The organism is Paenibacillus sp. FSL H7-0918 (genome assembly GCF_038007025.1).
Classification (GTDB): Bacteria; Bacillota; Bacilli; order Paenibacillales; family Paenibacillaceae; genus Paenibacillus_AQ; species Paenibacillus_AQ odorifer.
Genome location: NZ_JBBOWJ010000004.1, coordinates 1 through 23,972 on the forward strand (window position 1 = coordinate 1; position 23,972 = coordinate 23,972).

The 23,972-nt window shown below is 42.6% G+C and carries 27 protein-coding genes, 1 tRNA gene and 1 pseudogene; 12 read left to right on the forward strand and 17 right to left on the reverse strand.

Going from position 1 to position 23,972, the window contains the following annotated elements; all coding sequences use genetic code 11:
- Positions 1-738: 738 nt before the first annotated feature.
- The 3 genes from MHI15_RS24930 to aroA form a co-directional block, all read right to left on the reverse strand.
- The gene (locus MHI15_RS24930) at positions 739-1,407 is read right to left on the reverse strand and encodes a hypothetical protein (protein WP_076279822.1); all 669 of its coding nucleotides are present in this window, start codon (positions 1,405-1,407) and stop codon (positions 739-741) included.
- A 418-nt stretch (positions 1,408-1,825) separates the two neighbouring features.
- Positions 1,826-2,260 (reverse strand): CoA-binding protein, encoded by a 435-nt coding sequence (locus MHI15_RS24935; protein ID WP_076104783.1) that lies wholly within the window; start codon positions 2,258-2,260, stop codon positions 1,826-1,828.
- A 75-nt stretch (positions 2,261-2,335) separates the two neighbouring features.
- Complete coding sequence (aroA, locus tag MHI15_RS24940; RefSeq protein WP_076129118.1) at positions 2,336-3,628, reverse strand: 3-phosphoshikimate 1-carboxyvinyltransferase; 1,293 nt, start codon at positions 3,626-3,628, stop codon at positions 2,336-2,338.
- A 110-nt stretch (positions 3,629-3,738) separates the two neighbouring features.
- Between aroA and MHI15_RS24945 the strand changes: the two genes are divergently transcribed.
- Positions 3,739-4,044, forward strand: coding sequence for a rhodanese-like domain-containing protein (locus MHI15_RS24945; RefSeq protein WP_076279825.1), 306 nt, complete (start codon positions 3,739-3,741; stop codon positions 4,042-4,044).
- Positions 4,045-4,048: 4 nt separating this feature from the next.
- Here the strand turns inward: MHI15_RS24945 and MHI15_RS24950 are convergent, their stop codons facing one another.
- The 4 genes from MHI15_RS24950 to MHI15_RS24965 all read right to left on the reverse strand — a co-directional run bounded on the left by MHI15_RS24950 (position 4,049) and on the right by MHI15_RS24965 (position 8,656).
- Positions 4,049-4,597 (reverse strand): shikimate kinase, encoded by a 549-nt coding sequence (locus MHI15_RS24950; RefSeq protein ID WP_254847616.1) that lies wholly within the window; start codon positions 4,595-4,597, stop codon positions 4,049-4,051.
- Between the two features lie 144 nt (positions 4,598-4,741).
- Entirely contained in the window at positions 4,742-6,157 is a 1,416-nt protein-coding gene (gene gndA, locus MHI15_RS24955) for an NADP-dependent phosphogluconate dehydrogenase (protein WP_038570246.1), read from the reverse strand.
- Positions 6,158-6,416: 259 nt separating this feature from the next.
- The gene (locus MHI15_RS24960; protein ID WP_036686566.1) at positions 6,417-7,013 is read right to left on the reverse strand and encodes a hypothetical protein; all 597 of its coding nucleotides are present in this window, start codon (positions 7,011-7,013) and stop codon (positions 6,417-6,419) included.
- Between the two features lie 377 nt (positions 7,014-7,390).
- Positions 7,391-8,656 carry an MFS transporter gene (locus MHI15_RS24965; RefSeq protein WP_341165005.1) on the reverse strand — a complete coding sequence of 422 codons (1,266 nt, stop codon included), beginning with the start codon at positions 8,654-8,656 and terminating at the stop codon, positions 7,391-7,393.
- A 121-nt stretch (positions 8,657-8,777) separates the two neighbouring features.
- On the opposite strand from MHI15_RS24965, the gene MHI15_RS24970 reads away from it, so the two are divergent.
- On the forward strand, positions 8,778-10,253 hold the full coding sequence (locus tag MHI15_RS24970; RefSeq protein WP_036686120.1) for an aminotransferase class I/II-fold pyridoxal phosphate-dependent enzyme: 1,476 nt from the start codon (positions 8,778-8,780) through the stop codon (positions 10,251-10,253).
- A 130-nt stretch (positions 10,254-10,383) separates the two neighbouring features.
- On the opposite strand, the gene MHI15_RS24975 is transcribed toward MHI15_RS24970, so the two are convergent.
- Together MHI15_RS24975 and MHI15_RS24980 are read right to left on the reverse strand one after the other, a co-directional pair.
- The gene (locus tag MHI15_RS24975; RefSeq protein ID WP_036686118.1) at positions 10,384-10,695 is read right to left on the reverse strand and encodes a DUF1292 domain-containing protein; all 312 of its coding nucleotides are present in this window, start codon (positions 10,693-10,695) and stop codon (positions 10,384-10,386) included.
- An 80-nt stretch (positions 10,696-10,775) separates the two neighbouring features.
- Positions 10,776-11,330: a copper amine oxidase gene (locus MHI15_RS24980; RefSeq protein WP_036686116.1), complete on the reverse strand. Its 555-nt coding sequence runs from the start codon at positions 11,328-11,330 to the stop codon at positions 10,776-10,778.
- 164 nt (positions 11,331-11,494) lie between these two features.
- Here MHI15_RS24980 and MHI15_RS24985 point away from each other — a divergent pair, with 164 nt between their 5' ends.
- Positions 11,495-12,232: an MBL fold metallo-hydrolase gene (locus tag MHI15_RS24985; protein ID WP_076279827.1), complete on the forward strand. Its 738-nt coding sequence runs from the start codon at positions 11,495-11,497 to the stop codon at positions 12,230-12,232.
- A gap of 62 nt (positions 12,233-12,294) precedes the next feature.
- Here the strand turns inward: MHI15_RS24985 and MHI15_RS24990 are convergent, their stop codons facing one another.
- The 4 genes from MHI15_RS24990 to MHI15_RS25005 all read right to left on the reverse strand — a co-directional run bounded on the left by MHI15_RS24990 (position 12,295) and on the right by MHI15_RS25005 (position 14,556).
- On the reverse strand, positions 12,295-12,534 hold the full coding sequence (locus MHI15_RS24990; RefSeq protein ID WP_036686113.1) for a DUF3892 domain-containing protein: 240 nt from the start codon (positions 12,532-12,534) through the stop codon (positions 12,295-12,297).
- 85 nt (positions 12,535-12,619) lie between these two features.
- Positions 12,620-13,063, reverse strand: a complete 444-nt coding sequence (locus MHI15_RS24995; protein ID WP_076136093.1) for a GNAT family N-acetyltransferase — start codon at positions 13,061-13,063, stop codon at positions 12,620-12,622.
- 107 nt (positions 13,064-13,170) lie between these two features.
- Complete coding sequence (locus MHI15_RS25000) at positions 13,171-13,383, reverse strand: hypothetical protein (protein WP_076219148.1); 213 nt, start codon at positions 13,381-13,383, stop codon at positions 13,171-13,173.
- 99 nt (positions 13,384-13,482) lie between these two features.
- The gene (locus MHI15_RS25005; RefSeq protein WP_076219152.1) at positions 13,483-14,556 is read right to left on the reverse strand and encodes a site-2 protease family protein; all 1,074 of its coding nucleotides are present in this window, start codon (positions 14,554-14,556) and stop codon (positions 13,483-13,485) included.
- A gap of 160 nt (positions 14,557-14,716) precedes the next feature.
- Here MHI15_RS25005 and MHI15_RS25010 point away from each other — a divergent pair, with 160 nt between their 5' ends.
- The 3 genes from MHI15_RS25010 to MHI15_RS25020 all read left to right on the forward strand — a co-directional run bounded on the left by MHI15_RS25010 (position 14,717) and on the right by MHI15_RS25020 (position 16,662).
- Positions 14,717-15,973 carry a copper amine oxidase N-terminal domain-containing protein gene (locus MHI15_RS25010; RefSeq protein ID WP_341165006.1) on the forward strand — a complete coding sequence of 419 codons (1,257 nt, stop codon included), beginning with the start codon at positions 14,717-14,719 and terminating at the stop codon, positions 15,971-15,973.
- A 162-nt stretch (positions 15,974-16,135) separates the two neighbouring features.
- On the forward strand, positions 16,136-16,438 hold the full coding sequence (locus MHI15_RS25015; RefSeq protein ID WP_036686108.1) for a hypothetical protein: 303 nt from the start codon (positions 16,136-16,138) through the stop codon (positions 16,436-16,438).
- Positions 16,439-16,590: 152 nt separating this feature from the next.
- Positions 16,591-16,662: transfer RNA gene (locus MHI15_RS25020), tRNA-Val, on the forward strand.
- 139 nt (positions 16,663-16,801) lie between these two features.
- Here the strand turns inward: MHI15_RS25020 and MHI15_RS25025 are convergent.
- The 4 genes from MHI15_RS25025 to MHI15_RS25040 form a co-directional block, all read right to left on the reverse strand.
- The gene (locus MHI15_RS25025) at positions 16,802-16,993 is read right to left on the reverse strand and encodes a helix-turn-helix domain-containing protein (RefSeq protein ID WP_076280846.1); all 192 of its coding nucleotides are present in this window, start codon (positions 16,991-16,993) and stop codon (positions 16,802-16,804) included.
- Complete coding sequence (locus MHI15_RS25030) at positions 16,986-17,111, reverse strand: hypothetical protein (RefSeq protein ID WP_256716059.1); 126 nt, start codon at positions 17,109-17,111, stop codon at positions 16,986-16,988. Before MHI15_RS25030 ends, MHI15_RS25025 begins: the two co-directional genes overlap by 8 nt.
- A gap of 55 nt (positions 17,112-17,166) precedes the next feature.
- Positions 17,167-17,307, reverse strand: coding sequence for a hypothetical protein (locus MHI15_RS25035; RefSeq protein ID WP_175618939.1), 141 nt, complete (start codon positions 17,305-17,307; stop codon positions 17,167-17,169).
- A 119-nt stretch (positions 17,308-17,426) separates the two neighbouring features.
- The gene (locus MHI15_RS25040; RefSeq protein ID WP_256716060.1) at positions 17,427-17,561 is read right to left on the reverse strand and encodes a hypothetical protein; all 135 of its coding nucleotides are present in this window, start codon (positions 17,559-17,561) and stop codon (positions 17,427-17,429) included.
- A gap of 469 nt (positions 17,562-18,030) precedes the next feature.
- Here MHI15_RS25040 and MHI15_RS25045 point away from each other — a divergent pair, with 469 nt between their 5' ends.
- The 6 genes and pseudogenes from MHI15_RS25045 to MHI15_RS25070 all read left to right on the forward strand — a co-directional run bounded on the left by MHI15_RS25045 (position 18,031) and on the right by MHI15_RS25070 (position 23,515).
- Positions 18,031-18,198: a hypothetical protein gene (locus MHI15_RS25045; RefSeq protein ID WP_254924592.1), complete on the forward strand. Its 168-nt coding sequence runs from the start codon at positions 18,031-18,033 to the stop codon at positions 18,196-18,198.
- 440 nt (positions 18,199-18,638) lie between these two features.
- A pseudogene (locus MHI15_RS25050) lies at positions 18,639-19,386 on the forward strand (dihydrodipicolinate synthase family protein); the annotation flags it as partial.
- 246 nt (positions 19,387-19,632) lie between these two features.
- Positions 19,633-19,818: a hypothetical protein gene (locus MHI15_RS25055; protein ID WP_139330169.1), complete on the forward strand. Its 186-nt coding sequence runs from the start codon at positions 19,633-19,635 to the stop codon at positions 19,816-19,818.
- A gap of 638 nt (positions 19,819-20,456) precedes the next feature.
- Positions 20,457-21,542, forward strand: coding sequence for a hypothetical protein (locus MHI15_RS25060; RefSeq protein ID WP_341165007.1), 1,086 nt, complete (start codon positions 20,457-20,459; stop codon positions 21,540-21,542).
- Between the two features lie 618 nt (positions 21,543-22,160).
- Entirely contained in the window at positions 22,161-22,412 is a 252-nt protein-coding gene (locus MHI15_RS25065) for a DUF3951 domain-containing protein (RefSeq protein WP_036686019.1), read from the forward strand.
- A gap of 572 nt (positions 22,413-22,984) precedes the next feature.
- Entirely contained in the window at positions 22,985-23,515 is a 531-nt protein-coding gene (locus MHI15_RS25070; RefSeq protein WP_076183325.1) for a GNAT family N-acetyltransferase, read from the forward strand.
- Positions 23,516-23,972 lie beyond the last annotated feature (457 nt).

The following is a 23,972-nucleotide window of genomic DNA, read 5'->3' on the forward strand; positions in this document are numbered from 1 at the left end:
GGTCTGGTCTGGTCTGAACTGATCTGATCTCAGAGCATTCGCTTCATAACATCGAACTTTTCTCCCCCATTAACTATCTTCAACACCCTAAACTCACAGTTAGGAATTCCACCTGAGTTTAAGTGTACTTTGTGCAACTATTCCTATCGACGTTACTCTGAGCACCTTTTTAACTGCACTTCTTACAACTATTTTTAGTGATTTTCTACTTAACCTAATCTTTGATGCGTTCTAAGTGTACAAAGTGCAACTATTTCGCATTTAGATAGCTATTTCGGCGATTTAGTTGTATAAAGTGCAATTATTCCCTTGCGCAGCTGTCCTATAGATGTCCCTAGCATACCTGGTCCGATCAGATCAGGTATGATTTGGTCTGATTTAATCTGATTTGATTTGGTCTGGTCTGGTCTGGTCTGGTCTGGTCTGAACTGATCTGATCTCAGAGCATTCGCTTCATAACATCGAACTTTTCTCCCACACTAACTAGCTCTAACACCCTAAACTCAGTTAGGAATTCCACCTGAGTTTAAGTGTACTTTGTACAACTATTTATATCGGCGTTACTCTGAGCACTTTTTTAACTGCACTTTATACAACTATTTTTAGTGATTTTCCACTTCATCTAATCTTTGATGCGTTCTAAGTGTACAAAGTGCAACTATTTCGCATTTAGATAGCTATTTCGGCGATTTAGTTGTATAAAGTGCAATTATTCCCTTGCGCAGCCTCTAAAGATCCTTACCACATTTGATCTGGTCTGAGAGCCTTCACCTCATAATACCGAATTCTTTCTCCCTGATTAACCGGCTTCAGCAACCCCTTCTCACTTAATGATTGCAGCAATCGACGCGCCGTACGGAAATTAATGCAGAAATGCATGGCCACATCCTTTGGACGAACCGGTCTACCGAGACGCCAAGCGAAACGCAGAACCTCTTTTTCCTCAGATAAAATAGCTACGCTAGCAGATTTACGCGCCAAGTAAGGCGCCAGCACCAGTTGTAACAGCATCCGGCAGACCTCGGGACGTTGCTGGATATCATCAAAAGAAAAATGAATCATCCTCCAGCCCATCCCAGTCAAAAAAGTGTCCCGATTTACTGAATAGTTGAATTTCTCGCGGTCCATATCTTTCACATGGCTTTGATATCCATCACACTCGATCCCAAAGCTGCTGCCCGTCTGTGGAAGATAAGCAAAGTCCAGAAATTGTGATTTGCGATTCCAGTCATATACTTCGTATTCTGGATGCAAATCGTCTAGGGACTCAAACATAGGCCACCATACATTCCGCAAAAATAGCTTTTCCGCAAAATTATGTCCTCTAACCAGCCTCCCTCTTCTTTCACCTGTTCTTGATTTCATATGCTGGTCGATAAACAAACCATGCGCTTCTTCAAACTCCATAACCTATAGCCTCCCCTACAAAATAAAAAAACGCCCTTCACCGCAAAAAGCGGTTAAAGGACGTTCTTCGTCTAATCTCATTATAACTAGCTCAACAGGCGATTTGCATTAGAAATCGCACCATGCGTTACACAATACCACTTATTTTGGCTAAACTTAATCATCTAAGTTTGCATTAGCCACAGCATCATAAATTTAAACCTAGTTAGTTTATTCCACTTTTGCTCGTTCTCGCCAGTTTGCTCGTTCTTCACCAGTTAGCTCATTCTTCACCAGTTTGCTCATTCTTCACCAGCTAGTTCATTCTTCGCCAGTTTGCTCGTTCTTCGTCAGTTCTTTGTGACGTCCGTTGGTCAACGCTAACTATAATCACTACACATTTAACTCAGTGTTTAGTTTAACAGTTATATAACCGAACCTACTGCCGGCTACGCCCATGCATTGTGATCGCTTCTTCGACCTTGATGCAGCGGTCCATAATGGCGATCATACCGTGCTCAGCGGCGATTTCAGCGGCTTCCGCGCTAACTATACCCTGCTGGAGCCACAGCACACGTGCGCCAATGTCAGCTGCCTCCTGCGCGACCTTTGCGCAGTGTTCGCTTCGACGAAATACATTGACGATGTCCACTGGCTCTGGAATTTCTGCTAAAGTGTGATAACACTTTTCTCCCAGGATTTCTCCGTCCACCGTTGGGTTAACGGGAATGATCCGATATCCCCGGCTTTGCATGGCGCCCGCGACCATATAAGAGGTACGATCTGTTTTGTCTGATAAGCCGACAACAGCAATGTTACCTGCGGAAGCAAGAATATCTCCGATCTGCTCCCGACTTGGATTCTCAAAGCTCATAAGTAGTGCCCCTTTCCATAGTTACACTTAATGATCCTTGTTTAACTGTAGCTAGATATGCTAGCTCCCTTATTCCTATTGTACCCACTCCACATTCGCACCAAGCGCACGCAAGTGATCAAAATATTGCGGATAAGATTTTGCCACATGATGTGCATCCTTAATCAAAAGAGGTTGACGCGCACGCAAGCCTACTACGGATAGTGCCATAATTACGCGGTGATCATAATGCGCATTAATGGTGACTCCGCCTTCGACACCTTCGGGCATGCCGTGAACAATAATCTCATCGCGTCGTTCTTCTACCTTGGCTCCGGCACGGGTTAACTCTGCCAAGTAATCGGTAATGCGATCACATTCCTTATAGCGCAAATTCTCAACATTGTAGAATCGGGAGGTACCTTCTGCAAATACTGCAGCAGCCACCATGGCCAGTACCGCATCTGTTGCAGCATCTCCATCGAATTCAACAGCTTTTAGGATACCGTTCCCTTGGACATGTACTGTACCCTCTTCATGTGTAAGAGGAACTTCCATCATCCGCAGTACATCAACAATGGCTCTTTCACCTTGTTTACTTTGTTCTGCAAGACGGTGAATTTTCACATCCGACTTTGTAACGGCAGCCGCCGCAAGGATTGCCGCAGAGCCTGGGTAGTCACCTTGAACAGTATATGATTTAGCTGCATAAGCTTGACGACCTGGAACTTTAAAGGACATGTAATCATCCGCGGCGTGCACCACAATACCTGCCTGCTCCAACACTTCCAAGGTTTGGCCCACGACAACCTTCGATTTCAAATCATCGAGGACAATAATTTCACTATCTTCTTCAAGCAATGGTGTCAGAAACAGTAGAGCACTTAAGAACTGGGAGCTTACTGCACCAGAGACAGTAATTCTGCCTCCAACCGGTTTACCCCCACGGATCGTGATCGGCAGTTTCCCTTCATTATGCTCCACCTGAACACCTAGCTGTTCCAACGACACAATCAAGTCGTCATGCGGACGTTTGCCCAATGAGTCTGGATACGTATTTACAAAAGTAACCTCAGGACTTAACGCGGCCACAGCCATAAGAAAACGCAGCACTGCTCCGGCATTTCCTACATTAAGTTCTTTAACGTCTTTTGGGTGACGTCCGAAGCCTTGAATCACAATCTTTTCCTCATCTTCTGTAAGCACAGCACCCAAATCTGCTATGCAGCGGCGGATCGCGTCGCTATCCTCACTATGTGCAGGATGATAAATTGTACTTACTCCTTCAGACAATGCCGCAACCAGCAGATAACGTGTCGTATAGTTTTTGGAAGAGAGGGCTCCAAATTCTCCTTGCAGAGATGGCGTTGGCCTAACAATAACGTCCATAATATAAACTCTCCTTAGTAGATGTAGTGGGTATGTAATGCTCGTTTGACAGGGTATTCTGTTCTTGTGTTATCATTAAACCATTCTTCTGATGAAAAGAGGTCAAACCCATGCATAATGTACCACAAATCACACCGCAAGAATTACGGCAGTGTATAGAGACAGGTGAAGACCTTGTACTCATCGATGTTCGCGAAGACGATGAGGTGGCCTTTGGGATGATTCCCGGAGCACAACATATCCCTATGGGAGAAATTCCGCACCGTACTGAGGATATTCCAAGTGACGCCAAAGTGATCTTCATTTGCCGTTCCGGTGCCCGCAGCCAACGTGTCTGCGAATATCTACAGCAATTTGGTTATAACGCTGCGAACCTTAGCGGCGGTATGATTGAATGGAATGAGACACTCTCTTAAAAGCTCAACCGCGGTAATGCATTAAAATATGTTGCGACACTTCTGCCGCAGTCAGTCCCGTTGTATCGACCGTGTAATGCGCGAATAGGTATGCATCCTGGCGATCTTCCATGATTCGTCTGACCCGTTCTTCTGCATTGCCGGCGAGCAGCGGACGATTCTCATCCCCGCTAACACGTGCAATAATCTCTTCCTCAGTTGCCGTTAGCGCAACTACATGCCCTTTACTCAGCATTAAGGCTGTATTCCCCGGCGCCAATACCGCGCCTCCACCAGTGGATATTAATTTATTCTCAGACTCTAGCATTTGCTTTAGAACCGCAGTTTCTACGCCTCGAAAGTATTCCTCACCATCTTCTGCGAAGATTTCTGCAATGCTTCTGCCTTCAGTCTCAATAATGACATGATCCAAATCAACCAGCTCATAGCCCAGCTCCTCGGCCAAAATAGCACCAACAGTTGACTTACCAGTCGCCATCATCCCTACTAAAATAATGTTTTTGTTCTTATCTTCCTGACTCATCGTTTTTAGTTCTTCTGTATCCCCAGCCATGACTATCCTCCAACCGCGATATTTGTCATATCATAACACAGGGTCAAAACATTAGACAATCCGCTTCTTCCAGTAAAAAAAGACCCGAAAGGCTCCCCATTTCTGGTGAAGCCGTCCGGGCCGCTTGTCATACAGTCAATTAGATTATTCCGCTGCCATCCAGTTGTGGTGGAAGACGCCTTCTTTGTCCACACGTTTGAAGGTGTGAGCGCCAAAGTAATCACGTTGAGCCTGAAGCAAGTTAGCAGGCAAACGTTCTGTACGGTAGCTGTCATAGTAAGCCAATGCGCTGGAGAATCCAGGAACTGGAACACCCAAAGTTACCGCAGAAGCAATGACTTTACGCCATGCAGATTGGTAATTGTCCATAACATTCTTGAAGAAAGGATCAAGAAGCAGGTTCTTAAGCTCTGCATTGTTCTCATAAGCATCTGTGATATTTTGTAGGAAACGGGAACGGATAATGCAGCCGCCGCGCCAGATTTTAGCCAGCTCGCCATATTTCAGATCCCAACCATATTCGTCGGAAGCTACGCGAAGTTGAGCGAAACCTTGCGCGTAGGATACGATTTTGCTCGCGAACAATGCTTTACGCACGTTCTCGATGAATTCGGCTTTGTCACCTTCAAATGTTGTTGCTTCTGGTCCGTTAAGCACTTTGCTTGCTTCTACGCGCTCATCCTTCATAGCAGACAGGAAGCGGGAGAATACGGATTCGGTAATCATGGACAGAGGTACACCAAGATCAAGTGAGCTTTGGCTTGTCCATTTACCAGTACCCTTTTGGCCAGCGGAATCAAGGATAACGTCAACCATAGGTTTGCCGGTTTCTTCGTCATATTGAGCAAAGATATCAGTAGTGATCTCGATCAGGTAGCTGTCGAGCTCGCCGCTGTTCCACTCTTTGAAAATATTGTGAAGTTCTTTTGCATCCAGACCTAGAACATCTTTCAACAACTGATAAGCTTCACAGATCAATTGCATATCACCATATTCGATACCGTTGTGCACCATTTTAACATAGTGTCCTGCACCGTCAGGTCCGATATATGTACAGCAAGGCTCTCCGTCCACTTTGGCTGAGATTGCCGTTAGGATAGGCTCTACAAGTTTATACGCACTTTCTTGACCACCTGGCATAATCGAAGGACCTTTAAGAGCACCTTCTTCACCACCAGAAACTCCAGTACCGATAAAACGGAAACCTTTTTCTTCCAGCTCTTTACTACGACGAACTGTATCAGGGAAGTAAGCATTCCCTCCGTCGATAATGATGTCGCCTTGATCAAGATGCGGCAGCAGTTGCTCGATGGTAGCATCAGTAGCTTTACCAGCTTGAACCATGATCAGAATTTTGCGCGGTGTTTCCAGCGAAGCTACAAATTCCTCAACGGAAAATGTGCCTACGAGGTTTTTACCTTCCGCTTCAGCAAGAAGATCATGTGTCTTCTCCGGGGAGCGGTTGAATACGGATACGGAAAAACCTTTGCTTTCGATATTTAGAGCCAAATTCTTGCCCATTACCGCCAAGCCAATAACGCCGATTTGTTGTTTTGCCATCTGGTCCTCCACCCTTTGCACCCTATATTTTTGTGAAATCCATTTCTCGCAGTATAAGAATACCACCCTTTATCAGAGACAGCAAAGCCTGCCCTGCGAATAGAGATCAATTTCATTGACAAATTCAGTCTAAGAAATGATCACAATGACTATTTTAACGTTTTTAACGTCAGAAGTGAACCCCTGTCTGCAAGTTCCAATACAAATATAAGACACCCCGATGAACGGGGTGCCTTGAAAGAACATTTGCGGCACTTGCTTACCATTCTAACATAAACAATTCCTTGGTCAAAAAGGCAAGCTCCGCTCGACATTTGTCCGCGCGAACCGTATCTCCAGCCTTTAGGGCATCATTTAACCGATCCAACTGTTCATCTACTTCAATTCTCCGCTGGCGAACCCGTTCTTCCCCTTCAATAGAATAAAAGAGTCTTGTCAGCTCCTCATCTGTGAGCATAGGTCCCTTCTGATATAACACGCGCTGCTGATAACCAGAAATTTCAACTAGGCGAATCACTTCGCCAAACAAAATATTTTCAATAATAATCTGCCGATCCCGGAAACGTTTAACGATTGCATGCCCGCGCATATCCCCAATTAATTTCTCCATCCACTCTGACAAGCGAGCATCACGGATCATATAATCGCCCACAAGCTTATAGCCGTCTTTAATCCTTTGAAACCGCAATTTCACTAACTTACGACCCGTACGGACCGAAATCACAAAGACCTGTTCATTCTCGCTCCAATATAGGGAATAACCTTCTTGAATCAAATCCTTGATCAGGTCCTGGATATGCTGTCTGTCGAACCGCAGTTCCAGGTTACAATATTCCACCTCGTCGTTTTTGTTCACGGCACTCCCCCCTAACAGCTTCACATCTGTAAAGCCAACCTTCATTAGTTCAATTCCAGAGTAATCATGGCTGCCGGACCTCTTCTTGAGTTAACTTCCTTTTTGCGTTCGTCTTAATCTTATTTTATACTTCAGTTTATGTAGCGGTAACTTGGTTTATTGACTATTTTTACCCGCAACAGCCTTTCTCCAAACGCTGATCGAGAATTTTAATGCCTTTTAGTCCTTTTGAAGCATAAACGTTCTAGTCCTTCAGCTGCACAGTGTCATACAGAAGACCTTCGAAACTTACTTCCGTTATATCGTATGTCCTTCTAATTTTCTAAAAAGCCGCTGATTTACCGGATCATTCTCCGGTTATCAGCGGCTTTTTTTCCTCAGCTAGTCTTAAATTTCTGTTTCGTTCTATGCACGATAAGCAGATGCAGCCCGAAGAGCATCAGCATTACAATAGCACTTGCCAGGAATGGGACACCATGTCCTACATGATCCCATAATCTACCTGACAATACTGGCCCCGCTACCATTCCTGAGCCTTGAAGTGTCAGGAACAGCCCCCAGACAGTCCCTCGTTCTCCCTTAGGAACTTGCTTAGCCAGAAAGGCATTCCATGCCGGAAGGATAAGCGCGTAGCTTATACCGACCAGTGCCACCGCGATAAAGGCAAGTGGCAGCCAGCGAACCTGAGAGAAAAAGGCCAGCGAAAAGGCAGCTAACAAAAAACCTATATTCAGAAACACCGTTGTCCCTATACGGTCCACCAGCTTACCTGCGGGAATAAGTGCAAGAACTGTAATCCCTCCCCCTGCAATGAGGAGCAAACTGAATTGATTGGGACTAACATGCAGCTCTGTACGTGCGAACAAGGTAACTACAGGTGTCATCAAGCCAATGGCGAAGGCCTGTAGGAACAACGCCGGGTACAGCCATCTGCTGACTTTCAGGGTAGTTCTCACCTGATGCAGCGTTCTTTTTATACTTTCTAACGGACTAAGTTTTTTACGCTCCATTGCTCCGCCAAGTCCATGCATGTCCCTCACGACAGCATGAGACCCGCTAGAAGAGATTCGTTTAGGTAAGAAAAGGGCTACTACAACTACAGCGGCAGCACAACCTAACAAGACTAGAAAAGCCACGTGATAGCTTTGTCCACCCTGATCCATTAAAAAATTCACAACAATTGGACCGATTCCTGTTCCTGCGAGAGAAGCCATCTCAACAGCGCCCATGGCCGCACCACTGCTGCCGCTTTTAGTTGATCCGGCCAGCTCGGTAATCCCGGTCATCACACAAGGCCAAAGCGGAGATGTCCCGATCCCAAGAATGAGACAGGCGATGGATAACGCAAGGGCCGTTTTGGCATAGATGATCAAACCAATGGCTACTAGAATCAGCAGCAATGCACTTGTCATCGTCCAGCGGAACCCTATGCGCTCCATAACCCAGCCTGAAGGGCTGCGGAAGACGTTGTCCCCCAAATACTGTAGGGCAAAAGCGAATCCCACTACTGTCACCGACAGCCCCAGTATATTCTCCATATACACTGGCAATAAAGCAACAAGCAGCGAACCTTTAACAAATTCAACTAAAAAAATAATTACCCACATCTCAATAATAAATGGTGATGCTAAACTAATATTCATCCGTTGTTCAGCTTTCGTGGGCATTCTATCACATCCAAATCCTAGTATTCTGAAGATTGTTTTGTTATACTGATGCTTGCCTTAAAAATTAACTATTCGCGAAAGGTTGTGACAGCATTAAATGAATCAACACCGTACTCCCCTCTTCACAGCTCTAAAAAAGCATGCCGCCGGCAATCCAGTTCAATTTCATATTCCCGGGCATAAGAAGGGGCTAGGAACCGATGCCGAATTCCGTGAGTTTATCGGCGATAACGCTCTATCCATAGATCTAATCAACATCGCACCGCTTGATGATCTACATCAGCCAACTGGCGTAATCCAGGAGGCTCAAAAGCTGGCTGCGAAGGCTTTCGGCGCCGACTATACGTATTTTAGCGTACAGGGCACGAGCAATGCCATCATGACGATGATCCTCTCTGTCTGCTCACCGGGTGAAAAAATAATTGTGCCGCGTAACATTCATAAATCCGTAATGTCGGCCATTATCTTCTCCGGAGCCAAGCCTGTGTTCGTCTCGCCTGTACAGGATGAGAATCTCGGGATAGATCACGGCATAACCACCAGTGCGCTGGAACGAGCGTTAAAGCGTCATCCAGACGCTAAAGGAGTTCTAGTTATCAATCCAACGTACTTCGGCGTATGTGCCGACCTGCGTTCGATTGTCGACCTGGCTCACCGTTACGGGGTACCCGTTCTGGTGGACGAGGCACATGGAGTACTGATTCATTTTCATGAGGATCTGCCGGTATCGGCCATGCAGGCCGGTGCGGACATAGCTGCCACTAGTGTGCATAAGCTTGGTGGTTCCATGACGCAAAGCTCGGTACTGAATCTAAATGCGAAGACTGGGCTGATTAACCCACAACGGGTGCAGACCATTATGAGCATGCTGACTACAACATCAACCTCATATATTTTATTAGCGTCTCTCGATACATCTAGACGCAATCTCGCGCTGAACGGACATGAAATGGCGGAAAGAACCATCCAATTGTCCAACTACGCACGCGAGACCATTAACACTATCGAAGGCTTGTACAGCTTTGGTAAAGAAATACTTGGAACAGAAGCAACTTTCGATCTAGATCCAACCAAACTTAACATTCACGTTCGTCATTTAGGGATCACTGGTTACGAAACCGAAAACTGGCTGCGTGAGAAATACAACATCGAAGTTGAACTGAGTGACATGTATAATATTCTTTGCCTTATTACCCCAGGTGATACTCAAGAATCAGTAGATAAATTATTAGCTGCTTTACGGGTGCTATCCGCTATCCATTATAGCAAGGGTGAAATCTATGAACTGAAGGTTCAGGTTCCAGAAATCCCGCAGCTTGCTTTAATTCCAAGAGATGCTTTTTATGCTGACACTCAGTTAGTTCCGTTCCGCGAATCTGCTGGGTACATCATTGCAGAGTTTATCTATGTATATCCACCGGGGATACCGATTCTCCTCCCTGGCGAAGTCATTACTCAGGATAATATCGACTACATTATCGACCACGTCGAAATCGGCCTGCCGGTTAAAGGGCCTGAGGACCGCAGCATCACTAATGTTAAGGTGATTGTTGAAGCCGATCCTATATCCTAAGATCTATCTTTTTCCTTAAAAACTTAAATCATTTATACAAAAACCCGATACCATAATGAGTATCGGGTTTCTGTATATAAGCATCAACTGTTCCATTCACATAGAACAGCTTAAGTTTAGTCGCTAGAATCTATTCTTGCTGAGCAAGCAGATTGTTGTAAGCTTCTTCAACAGCTTTCCATTCTTCTTCATCTTCGATATTATACAATACCATTTCTTCGTCTTCTTCTTCCATACGCAGAATAATGCCGTCTGCTTCTGGATTCTCGCGCTCTAACAACAGAGCATATAATTTCTCGCCTATGTCGAACGTTTCTACAAGCACCATTTCCACATCTTCGCCCTGCTCGTTCGTCAAGGTCAGCACAAACTCCTCGTGCTCATGGTCGTGATCATGCCCGCAACCGCATGCTTCACCATGCTCATGTTTGTGATCGCTCATTGTAATACCTCACTTTGAATTGTATTATCCTACATCTGGTATCGTACCACGTTAGATTAGTTCAGGTCAATTTAGAACACCTAATTTAACGCTGTTATTACCTTCTCCGACACAAGTACGTAATCGGCATTTTTGGAGGGCTTAATATAGAAGCCTACTCGGTATTTGCCCGCTTCTTTAAAATCATAAGTAAACTCCGAGGTTGGAAACCAGAAATTATCCTTCTGCGAGCCTTCAAGCACCTGTGACTGAATATCCTTAACGTTTCCAGACGGATCTGTCATGGCCACTTTCACAGCTGAAATCTCTTCGGTCAGACTATCTACCTGAGTTAATATCTTTATTTTCAGCTTGCCTACATTGACATTGCCAAAAACCGTATCCCCTTTAAAAAGTACAATATGGACATTAGGTTTAAGGATCGTAACTTTCCCAGAACCGTCCCAAGTAACAACCCCGCCTGTTTCTCTAGCAGGAATGTACGTTTTTCCATCAATTAGATAACCGCCGTCTACAATTTCTTTTCCGTTGCTCCATACTCTAATTTTCTGATTAACGGAATCGGCGAATAATAATGAGCCACCCATTAAGGAAAAAGCAAACACGCACAAAGTGATTTTTTTCCATCTATTCATTTGAGACCCTCCAGATAATTCATGCTGTTAATATATACTTACTTTGTTTCAGCAAGTTGCGCTGATTTCAGGTAAATATTTCATTGATCTTGCGAAAAATGATATTATGGTCTTATTCGAAGTAGAAACATTAGCTATAACCGATTTCAGGAGGGTTCTTTCTTATGAGTCTAAGCCTACAAATGCTAGGAACAGGCAATGCTTTTGCGAAAAAATATTTTAACAACAATGCCTTGCTGCTAGATGAAAATTACACCCTGCTGATTGATTGCGGGATAACAGCCCCGCTTGCCATGCATAGACTTGAAAAATCCTTCAGTGACGTAAATGCTACGCTCATTACACATATTCATGCAGATCATGTTGGAGGGCTGGAAGAGCTTGCGCTAACCTTAAAGCATGTGCACGGTAAAAGAATGACCTTACTTCTTCCGGAGACACTTATAGAGCCCTTGTGGAACAATACGTTAAAGGGAGGTCTATACCAAGAAGATGCTGTGTCTTCCTTATCTGATATCTTCGATGTTAAGCCCATGCAGCCTGAAAATACCTACAAACTCTCTCCTACTCTTTCATTAGAGATCATACAAACACCGCATATTCCCGGGAAAAACAGTTATTCCCTTCTAATAAACAACGAGATTTTTTATAGTGCGGACATGACCTTTCAGCCGGATCTACTGATTAGCCTTGTGCGGGAGCGCGGGATCCGGATCATCCTGCATGACTGCCAACTAGGTGGAACAGGCGTTGTTCACACTACGCTGGAAGAGCTGATGTCTCTGCCTAAAGATGTTCGCGAGCGGATCAAGCTCATGCATTATAGCGATGAACAACCAGATTTCGTCGGACTTACAGGAGAGATGGAATTTTTAGAGCAGCATGTGAACTATAAACTCTGATCTTTACAAAAAAAAGCCGTACATAAACGTCTGTAGACGTATGTACGGCTTTTCGTGTTGAACTATGAAAATGTCGGCAAATTATCCAGATTGTTAGTTGGATCTCCATCCGCATCTCCGCGAATATAAGTTTCTCCATCCTTACCTTTAAAAGCGTTCACTCCGGCAATATTTCCGGCCTGTACTTCTTGCAGGGCTTGGTCATACGCCAGCACACGTCCTGTAGAGGTCTGGAAGCTTGTTAAATCGCCATCCCCATTTTTTTGAACAGCTACGAAAGATTCACGTTCGTTATTTGGCACTTAAGTTCGCCCCTTGCACTTGGATTTGCCATCATTCGGCACATCCTAGCTTGCGTAGAGCGTCCAATAATTATGTGCGCCATCTTTAAAGCATTTTTTGCATACGTACATGTAATATACCTGCATCATAAAATGGTTCTGTAGAAATAACTTCATAGCCGAGTTTCTTATAGAAATTCTCTGCCTGACACTGAGCATCTAGAATTGAAGCTTCCAGTCCAAGCTCCCGAGCAAGCTCTTCCATCGCCAGTAACAAGACACGTCCGTATCCTTTGACCCGATAGTCTTTCAATACGGCGATGCGCTGCATTTTAGCAGTACCTGCTTTGTAATAGATCAATCTACCCGTTGCTACAGGTATCCCTTCATCTATAATCAGAATATGGTGCGCATTCGGACTGATGGCATCATATTCGTCAATTTCTTCCTCGGCCGGTACCTTTTGTTCCTCAACAAATACTTTAGTACGGATATCCAGCCCCATCTGAAGCTGTTCCTCTGTAGTTACCCGTAAGATTTCTGCCGCCATGTTAGTTGCAAACTCCTCTCTCTATGTAGCCAACGATAGTTGTCTATTATATAAAATAATGACAAGAAAGAAAAGCCTACACATGGAATCCGTAACCTCTCAGTAGACTAATCCACAGAATATACTTCTTCAGGGATTGAACGGTTATATACGTCTTGCATCACAGGTGACAACGGAGGATACTGACTTTTAGATTTGCCATCCAGATTGGTCATCTCATTGATTTCGATAACTTTTGCGGGTTTCACCGTAGAGCACCCCACTACACCCAGCAGTAACACTAGGCAAACGCCGACTTCCCATTTCACAATTTTAGACATAAAAAAGCTCCCTTCATCGCAGCTGCAGTTATACTCACTACAGCTTTGACGATTCAGGAGCTTTATAAACAATAGGAGCTATTCATTCCAGTTGCCCTCTTAGAGATTGACGTTTCCAACCAAATGGACTAGATACATCATCCCAACCAAAAAGCCTGCTAAAACAAAATAAGCTGTTCCATATTTCCAGCGTGTACTGGCTGGCACATCGTAATACTTATCATTATCGTGCACGGTACAGCTGATGTCACATTGCATTTTTAAATGAAGACCATTCTCTAACGTTACTTGCTCCAGCTGCGAAATTCTTACCTTTTCAATAATACATTGCTGTGGTAGTGTAGCTTTGCCATAATAATTCAGCTGGTCCCATCTGACCACAACATACTGCTGTCTCTCTAGATCACTGTAGGTAGTAAAAGGTAAATCCCGGCGATGCTCAGCTCCTGGAATCATGTAACCCGCCTCTCGCAAGGGCTCCACGGGAATTAAGAACCCCTTAGTGACAGACTGCGGCCGGTTGTTGTTACGTCTTTTCACATATTTATTATACAGATCGTAAGCAAACATTGCCCAGATGATAAAGAACAAAATCGAACGCAAGTAAACGATTATAGCTAAGCCACCCACCAGACCCACAAGCCACAGCCAGCGCGTAACTGCGGTAGCAATACGTCCACCGTCTAGCGGATGGATTGGCAGCAGGTTAATCAAATTAAGCAATAAGCCTATATAAGCCAGGGAATAAAGAAGTGGACTATCCATATAATATGCCGCTCCAAACACAGCAGTAGCCCCAATAGTACCCAGAATCGGTCCGCCAAAAGCAACATACGCTTCTGTCTTCGCATCCAGCGGATGTTTTTTCATAGTAATTAACGCGCCTAAAAAAGGAATAAATAACGGAGCGCTGACGGGTAACCCGATCCGCTTAGCGGCTATGACATGTCCCAATTCATGAACAAGCAAAAGCAGGACGATACCTATAGCAAACCCCCACGGATAAATCAAAGCATATGCCCCTATCGAAACCATCATGGAAATTAACGGCCCGGCAATTTTACCTATTTTCAGCAGAGACAAAATCGCCTTTCCTTTTAACAGGAGCATGGCGGCTCCGCCCCCCAACCATTTCAGCGGAGTAGAAGTATTCTTTTTCTGCTCATTTTGCATTTGCGGCAAGATCACAAGCTCCTTTATCTTTCAATTTTAAGAAACTACTGTACAGTTCCATCTATCTTATCATAGTAGCATTAAATATATTTCTACAGTGAGCCCTTCGGAAAGTATACGACGCAACTTTTAGAAACGTTTCAGCGTCAAACCAACTATCTTGGATAAATTTTACTGCCAGATAAAGAAAGGGTTGGTTCATATGCTCTCTTTTCACTCCAAAGCTTGGTTATCCGTCTTAATGCTCTCAACACTTTTACTCCCTACCACCATGTCAGCAAGCTCTTCATTAACTGTATCGGAGTCCTCTGCGCTTGCCCAAGCTTCCTCTGCTAGTACTTCGCAAGTATACTACCAATTTGGCATTCCTGGTGGAAACATAGGCGGACCTGCGCTGCTCAAAAATGGTGTAATCTACGTAGATGTTCGGGGGATCGCTGAACAAGCTGGCTTAAAAATGGAATGGGATAAATCCGGCAAACGTGCTCTGTTCAAAGGCTGGACTAAAAGTTTTGCTGTTCGAATCGGGAGTCAAACTGGCGTGCTTGACGGGAAAGCGGTAGATCTAGGAGGAATACCTTTTAAATCCAAAGAAGATGGGATATATGTGCCGGCCCGTTTTATCGTTAAGGTTTTCGAAGGCAGCCATCTCCGTCTGGACTCCACAACGAACACACTTTTAGCAGATGATCTGAAGACCTACAATGTTTTCACAGAATCCTTTGGAGGGCGTACCTATACGCTGGTCAAAGCTAATGGTGATTTATATGTCTCACAAGGCAAGGATACGGTGATAAAACTCACTTCACTCCAAACAAACTTTGACTGGGCAGGAATGAAGATCGAGAAAACGGCGGGGGGTCTGCTAGTCATTAAGATTATTGATTCCTATGGAGAGCCTCATATTAATACACGCAAAATCACACTCATATTCAAAAATGGTGCATTACTACGCAAGGCCACATTCGCTTACCAGTTCAGAGGAGATGCGGATTTCAAACCTTATGATGGCAACCTCATCTTGCATGATGGTAATACCTTACGTTTCATCCAAGACGGCACAGGCAATGTAATAGATACTCTTGATCTTGTAAAGCTGGGTGGCGAGGAAGATGCTTACTATGTAGAAAGCATTGATAAAGAAATCATACTGCTTCGTGGAAATCAGAATGGATTGCTAACCTTAATCGACCGCCAAACAGGCGAGCGAACCCTTTTGTATAAGGAGCTACTCACAGCAAAGGATCAGGAATATGCGGAAAATAACGATGTTCCTTTTAAAGGAGATACTTTGAAATTCGTAAAACGGAGCGGTGACAAATTGTATTTTATAAATGACTCCCCGCTTACTGGCAAAAAAGAAGTTATCTACTCCATTGAAGCTCATTCCAATAACTCCAAGAATAATACTGATTAGAAAGTACAGCACAAGCATGTGTATAGATTAAAGAACTAATCGAATCCTCCTCAGTGATTATCCCTGAAAATTAACCTTCCTACATATAGGCAAACGCCGTGAACGTTGTAGGCAAAGGACCATAGACTGTTATCAGGATTGAAACATTCGAGGAGGATATCCATGGAATCAAATACAAATTTTCATCAACAGGTCGCTTGGAATTGCATGAATAAATATGTAGGTATAGTAACGACTGATGGTCAATCCTTTGACGGCTTCATCGCTCACGTGGATCAGAACTATATCACCCTAGCGGTTCCCAGCAATGAAATGGTCGATCGTATGAACGGAATGCCTGCCGAGCAGTCGAACTATAGACAATTCGGGTTCCAGCCCGGCTTTTACCCAAGACGCCGCTTCTATCCACGCCGTATCCCTTTTTTCGGAATAAGCAGTCTATTTCTACTCCCGTTTTTTATCTGACTCGGTGCAGGGGGATGAAGGGTCATCCCCTTTCTAGCTATTTAACTACTTAATCGGAGAAAATTAAGAAGTAAATACAACTCTACATCTATATTGATTATAAAAAAGAATTGCCATCCTACTCTATCGTATGGTATTATAAATTTCGTCGCAGGACGGTAGCTCAGCGGGAGAGCACTATCTTGACAGGGTAGGGGTCATGGGTTCGAACCCCATCCGTCCTATACTGAAAAAGCCTTATTGTATAAGGCTTTTTCTTTTGTTTAGGGATGTTTATGTTTTGAGTGAATTACGAATTGGTGCCATTATGGTGCCCTGTAGTAGACTAAAGCAAAAGTGGTGCCATAATCGGCACCACTTTTTTTATCCCTGTAACCATTTAAGAAATACATCTTTTGAGACTTTTATCATCTTTCCGACCCGCACGATATGAAATTGACCCGAGTTTAATAGTTCATATGTTTGACGTTCACCGATACCAAGTATTTGTTGGATTTCCTTCGCTGTGAGTACAGAGGGATAATCAGAAGTAGTCTTATATATTTGTTCAATCACCCTTCTCTTCCTCCTTCTCGAAAGACAAAAACTCAAATATCCTATATTTTTCAAGAGCCGCTTCAACGGCAGCTTGCGTCCGTTCTCTATCTATCTCAGGCAATAAAATCTGTTGCACTGGGCAATCCCCCTTTGTTAAGAATCCCCCGACCGAAGTCGGGGAGTGTACCATCTTAGAACGGCAGATCGTCTTTATTCACAGGAATTATTTGACCATCTGTATCTTTTAGTTCCTGTTGTTCTTCCTGTTCTTCCTGATCGTCTTCTCTTTCTTCGTTCTCGTCTTCCTCTTCAGTCACCTCTTCTATCGTCATCTGACCGGAGTCAACATTAACCGATCCATCATTATCAATCGTTCCGCGAATACCTTGATGCGTATGTGTTGGAGTATAATCATCCAGATCAGCTTGCGAGCTGCTGAAGCTTACGAATGCTAGCCAGTATTTTTAATGTTTCGCAGGATGGATACCTGCTGGTCTGTGATATTGCCCTCGATCGTTAACGTGATTACGTCCTCTTTATTACCAAATTTGATATCCTTGATCTTTGTAGTTACGTTGGCTTTCATTTATAATTGCTCCTCTCAAATTTGGGTTTTATGAAAAAATAACCACCGCAGCTAATGCGATTATTGAAGCAACACATATTGCTGCCATGTCATGCTACCGAATTTATTTCTGTCCATTTCGGCGATTTACCCTATGAATGAAACTAAGAGAATAAAAGCAAAGATGATCTTAACCATATTGACGTCAGTTCCTCCCTCAATCCGTGATATATTAAATAAGAGGTGAATTTTATGAACGGTAAGAAAGTTATCACTATTCTTTTATCCATCTCTTTACTAGGTGTGATTGCTTACTTCGGAATAGCTTATGGATTACTATGGTATATCTTTAATGGGTAAGAAATGAAGATTATCCATCCCCTTTATAAGTTCAGTACAGCCAAACTATCTCTTATATCCTCCTTGTGGGAGAGAGTCTTTTTTTTGAAATTTGTTATAATTAAATAAAAACTTTTAATGAGGTGTTATCTTGCAATATTTTTTTTTAATACCGTTGGCATTTGTTTTGGCAATTCCCTTGGTTTTACTGTTAAAAGGTGATTATGGAACCAAAAACAAGGTTTCAGATAAAACTACTAGCATAGAGAAAAAATTAGACAGAATAATAGAATTACTTGAAAAAGATAAGGATGCATAAGCATTTTTATCTTTTTTCATGTCGCAATATGTATCTACTACGTCATAACCTTTGTGAGAGGAGGGCTATTAACCCTCTCTGTCCATGTATCTTCGTACTGAGAGTATCCGATTTTGAATCTGTTATGAGCCGATTTCAAGAGAGAGGAACTGATAAAATAACTCAACTCGCTGGGACACTCCCAGCGTATTACGCCATCTTTGATATCTTGATATACAAAGGTAAGGATACGGAGTTTGTACATCTGGAGTCCCGGACCAAATCTGGCATGCTTCGAAGCCCAGTATTTACAGAGTTTATCGTATAAGCACTAATAGACCCTTCAGGCATAAGCTTGACAGGTTATTTTATGTTTGTTCTGAATCTAAATCGCTACGGGACAAACGTGGCAACTCATATTTTTTAACAACACCTAGCCTCTAAAATTGGTCCCTTTTTTTATTAAAGAATTGGTAAAGGCAGGAGTAGACTCAATTGGTGTACTGGGATCAACTGGTAACTATGCGTATCTCTTAGTAGAGGGGAGCGTTTGCGTGTCCTTGAGCTTGCTGTTAGTTCTGCTGAAGGGATTCCCGTGATGACAAGCATAAGTGCGATTCGAACTTCAGAAGTACTTCGATTAGCGGAAGATGCACAACAAGCTGGGGCAAGTGCAGTACTCTTGGCTCCTATCTCCTATCAGGCACTAACAGATGAAGAGGTGTTTTTTCTATACGAGCAGGTGACAAGTTCACTCTCCATTCCACTTTGTGTTTATGATAATCCCGGCACTTCACATTTCCATTTCAGTGATGAGCTGCACAGCAGAATTGCTGTAGAAAAAATCAGAGCTGTTATTCCACTCCATGTTACGTTTGGAATAAGCGGGAATCCATCCGCATATCCAGGCTTGAGTGCAGGTTGTGACTTATGGTCTCAGTGCTAGGTGGTTTATTTCCGAGGTTATGTCTAGATATCACAAGAATGACTCAAAGTGGCCATTTAGAAGAAGCACAACACCTTTCAACATTACTAGAACCGATCTGGAAGTTATTCAATAGCTACGGTAGCCTTCGAGTGATTTCAGCAGCTGCTGAAATAATTGGCTTAATTAAAAGTCCTAGTCTTCCCTTGCCTTTACAACCATTAAACAAATCCGTTAGGAATCACCTGAATATCATTCTAAAGGAATTAAAGTTTACTGTATAAACTTAATATAATTCATTGGGAAGTATATATGCTGCTCTATAACACTGGTAAGGATCGTTAGTTTTCATCAATATAACAAATACCCCATCAACCTTAAGTGATTGATGGGGTATTTGTTATAGTCATGCTTATGCCAAAATCACGTTTAAAATATTACAACATTGTCAATTGTCAACTATTTTGCGTTCCTTAACAATGAAGTGGGTATTTTATGAATATAATCATCTTATGCAAGGGGGCTTTAATATGAATCTCACACTGATTTTTCACGCAATTGAAACAGAATTACAACTACAAATACATTTAGTCAGTGGAGAGACATATGTTGGTTTTTGTCAGGAGAGCGACTCTACAGGTTACTTCACAATAAGAACTAAGAGTGGTTTATTTTCTTTTCCTTCTTGGGCGATCAAACGGATTAAAGAAGTGTGATATCGTAGGTTATTGAATGCATGCTCTAAATTCAAATCACTTCCAAACAAAATGAGATCCAGCAAGTTTAATAGATCCGGTGCATCCCCTCTACAATCCCACCATAATCTATAAGATGACCTATTGGATCTGGTTCCAAACGAAACCAATCCAAGTATGAGTATCCATAGAGTTGCTGGTTTCCCCACAATAAAGTATGTCTCTCTGTATTGAAAATCTTTATTGTTCATCAGTACAAAAACTCCTTGTTCTCCGAACTATCTATTTCTTCGCAACCAATCTTTTTTCTGCTTTAAAGTCCATCTTAATAACTTTATTGTTGTTCATGTAATTATCCCACGAATCATACTTCCAATTAGGTGAAAAGTTATGACTAATCACATCGATGTAAATACGACACTAAGTAAACACTTCCCGCTTCTGGCACATCTTTATTGTAAAGACACTTCTTGCATTGTAGCTGTTGCTCTTGAAGAAAAACGTGGACAAAATTGAGATTAACTCCTGACTGTCCTTGGTGAAAGGGAAGTATCCGATCTTTTTACAACTCCATAACAACTATCCTCCTAATTCTATAATAACCTGGTGTTAAGATGTATAAAGATTCATCATCTTAGATCCCAATGGAGGTAATCCGATTGAACAAGAAAAAGCGGTCCGCTACATTAGTTGTTATCCTGTTTTCAGCTGGTGTGCTTGCAGCCAGTGCGCTGCTCGTCCCCAGCCTGATGAATTCCGTAGTTTTCGCCAAGAACAGTTCGTCAATTCAGGGCAGTAACCGGCTGGCTTTGAGTGAAAGCACGATACCCGTGCTGAAGGTGGAGGCGCCGGCGCCAGTATCCACCATACAACAAGACCTGTATCAACAGATGACAGCGGCGCAAATCCAGCAAATCTATGACTTTATAGACAAGGCAGAAGATCCCCATACTTCAGGTCGGGAAGAAACCGAATCCGAAATCAACCGCAGTCAAGTGTTGGACGATAAGTATGTGTATGACGGCCTCCGCCCCAAGCAGCAGCTGCCGTTAAAGGCTGGACAAGCAGATTTGTATCTAGATTTAGAAACCAATACGTACACCTACCCGGAGAGGAGTATGACTGATGAGGAACTGTTACAGCTGATTGACTGGTACTACCGGCTGAATTACTTCGTGTCCAAACGAAATCCGACTGTACCTCAGCTTCAGCCTCAGAAAATCAGCCAGGTTGAAGCTGAGGCACTGGCTTCTGACAGTGTGCGCAAGCTGTTCGATGCCGACGTGTCCAAGCTAAAAACATCGGGAATGCTGATTGAGCTGGGATTAACCAAACGTCCAACCTGGACAGTTCATTTTGCTCCTTACAAGACGCTTACCCTGCTCGGATCAGGCGAGGTATTCTGGGAATATGATGTGTTGATTAATGCAACAACCGGTGCCGTAGAGGATACGACAGCCATTAATTTGGCACTGAAGAGAACTCCCATCGACGACGACGCAGCCGGCACCATCCAGAAGGATGCCAGTTGGATTCATAAAGCCGTGCAGGTCATCACGGACAAGCAGGGAGAAACAAGAACCATTGTCAAAGCTTATCTAACCGATACCGAGTTTAACAACAAACGCGGGATGGTGGATGTTAAACTGTTGCTGGAAGATGGAAGTAGCTATACCGCGGAGTTCCGCTATCCCGATCAGACCCTTCGCTGCCTAATCTATGAAGCTTCTGACAAAGCCAATTAAGCGGAAACGTTACAGAAATACAGCAGTCGGGGCACCGCCGCCACACTGACTTTTTCAAGACCAGTTATTAATGTAATTGTGAGTATTACGCGATCACCAGATGGTTCTGATTCAGGTTGATCTGCCTTCTGAGGGGTAGCTGATGCTTTTGTTTGAAACTTAACTTTCCATTATTATTCAATGTAGTAACTACATAAAAATTGGTCTTACCGTTAGAAACAGATATATCTAAAAACCTATCTTATTACCAAGAAGCACAGTAGATGAAATACACAACATTAAAGGTTCTGTCTCTAAGAGCAGTATCTGTCGATATGGTGCAGAGGTTACATTTAAAGATGAGATCGGATATCCATATGAGTATGGTGTCTGTAAAACAACCTTTCTGTGATGCTTTAAAGTAATTAATATTTATAACTGTCAAACCACTTCATGTGTAGGTATGACTATTGTGCTACACTTCATTCGTATGTTCGAAGGTTCCACCATTTGTAAAATCTAGTGGCCCAAGCATTTCCTACTGTGCATCAAATCTCAGTCGAATGAATAGTACTCAGCAGCCTGAATCTTGTAAATATTAACATTTGATTATAAAATCAAACAAAGGCGGTGTTAACAATGAGATTAGTACTGTTCATGTTGGCTGGAGTAGGCGCGATTTTCTATCTCTCATTAGGAATCATCATTGTAAAGGTAATCCTTACAAGAAAATTACCAAATAATAATTACACTCCATTTGACTACATCACGGCCCAATCTCCTGTTGAGTTTCACGATGAGAAAAAAGAGATAGAAGAAAATGCAGACCATGGTGATGATAAGGACAAAAACATCATTTCATTATCAAAACGACGACCTTCTCTTCCCTGATGCGCAATAGGCTGCTACTTCTTCATAGCCTTTGGGAGAGGATTTCTGTAACTTCCTCTATCCCTTAATGTCATGTATCTTCGCACTACGTTTCACTCAATCATTTTTTGTTAAACTAAATTTAGATTTTGGTAATTTGTTTAGAGAGGAATTAATGATTTGAAAATATCTATCCAAACATTCTTAATCACCATGTCTTTGGTATTTGGAATTATCATCGTACAAAAAAGCCTTCAATTAATTTTTTCATCTTCGGTACTTATTAGATCACTAAATGTTGTAATGATTATTATTCTTTCTGGTTGTATTGGCGCTTTTATAAGAACATTACTTCTGCCAAAAGAGAAATAGGCTGCATTACCGCTAGATAGCCTCTATACTTCGCAATATGCGTCTACTTCGTCATGACCTTTGGAGGGACACTCCTACTCCTTGAATGATCTGTATCTTCGTACTGTGACATAAAAAAACTCTTACGTTATAATAGTGTTGAATTAAATATTGAAGGGACTGAACTATGCGCAGATATCGATATCTTAACCCCAAAACAAATAGATAATGGAGGTAATATATTGATTACAGAAATACAAACCAAAAGACTAATATTAAGAAAAATGAAATTATCTGACTCTGCTAGTTTGTTTAACATTTGGTCTGATCCTGAGGTTACAAAGTTTATGAATATCAATAGTTTCACTGAGGAAAGCCAAGCAGTAGAAATGATTAAAATTCTTAATAACCTGTCTTTGGAAAGCAAAGCTATTCGTTATTCCATAATTGAGTTAGAATCAAATCGCATAATTGGTTCCTGCGGTTATAATTCTATAGATTCTTCAAACGCTAAAGCAGAGATCGGATACGATATTAGTAAAGATTATTGGGGCAAGGGATATGCTCCTGAGGCCATTCAATCTCTGATGGATTATGCGTTCAACACTTTAAATTTCAACAGGATAGAAGCAAAAGTCGAACCCGAAAACAATAATTCCATCAGAGTTTTGCAAAAGTTAAACTATACATTCGAAGGAACAATGAGAAAGTGCGAAAAGTCCAAAGGAAAGTTTATTGATTTAAGCATTTTCTCAAAATTAGTAACAGAGTAACTTTTAATGGGTGGGCCTACATTTTTATGGTGTAGGCTTTTTATTTACTTCACGTTGCTCAACTCAACTAAATGAATAGTTTGCGGCTACTTCGTCATAGCCTTTGGGAGAAGAGGGATACTCCTACTCGTCTAATGAACTGTATCTTCGTACTGTGTATTAAGTAGAGCAACTGTTGTCACATCCTCCAAACGATGTACACATTCTTCCAGTTTGTACTCACAAAACATAATACGGTAAATGATTTAATCAATAGCAACCTTTTAGTTTATGTCGTAGCTGCTGCTATTCTTGAGGCATTACATAATCTATATGACTTTTTATGTGGCCATCTAGAGCGGTAATCTACTACTACCAAAGCTTTCCCAGGCACACATCATGGCGCAATAATGGATAGATTTACTCTATTGGTCCCTATTAATCATCTATTTTTTATATGGAGCACTTAATTGACCAT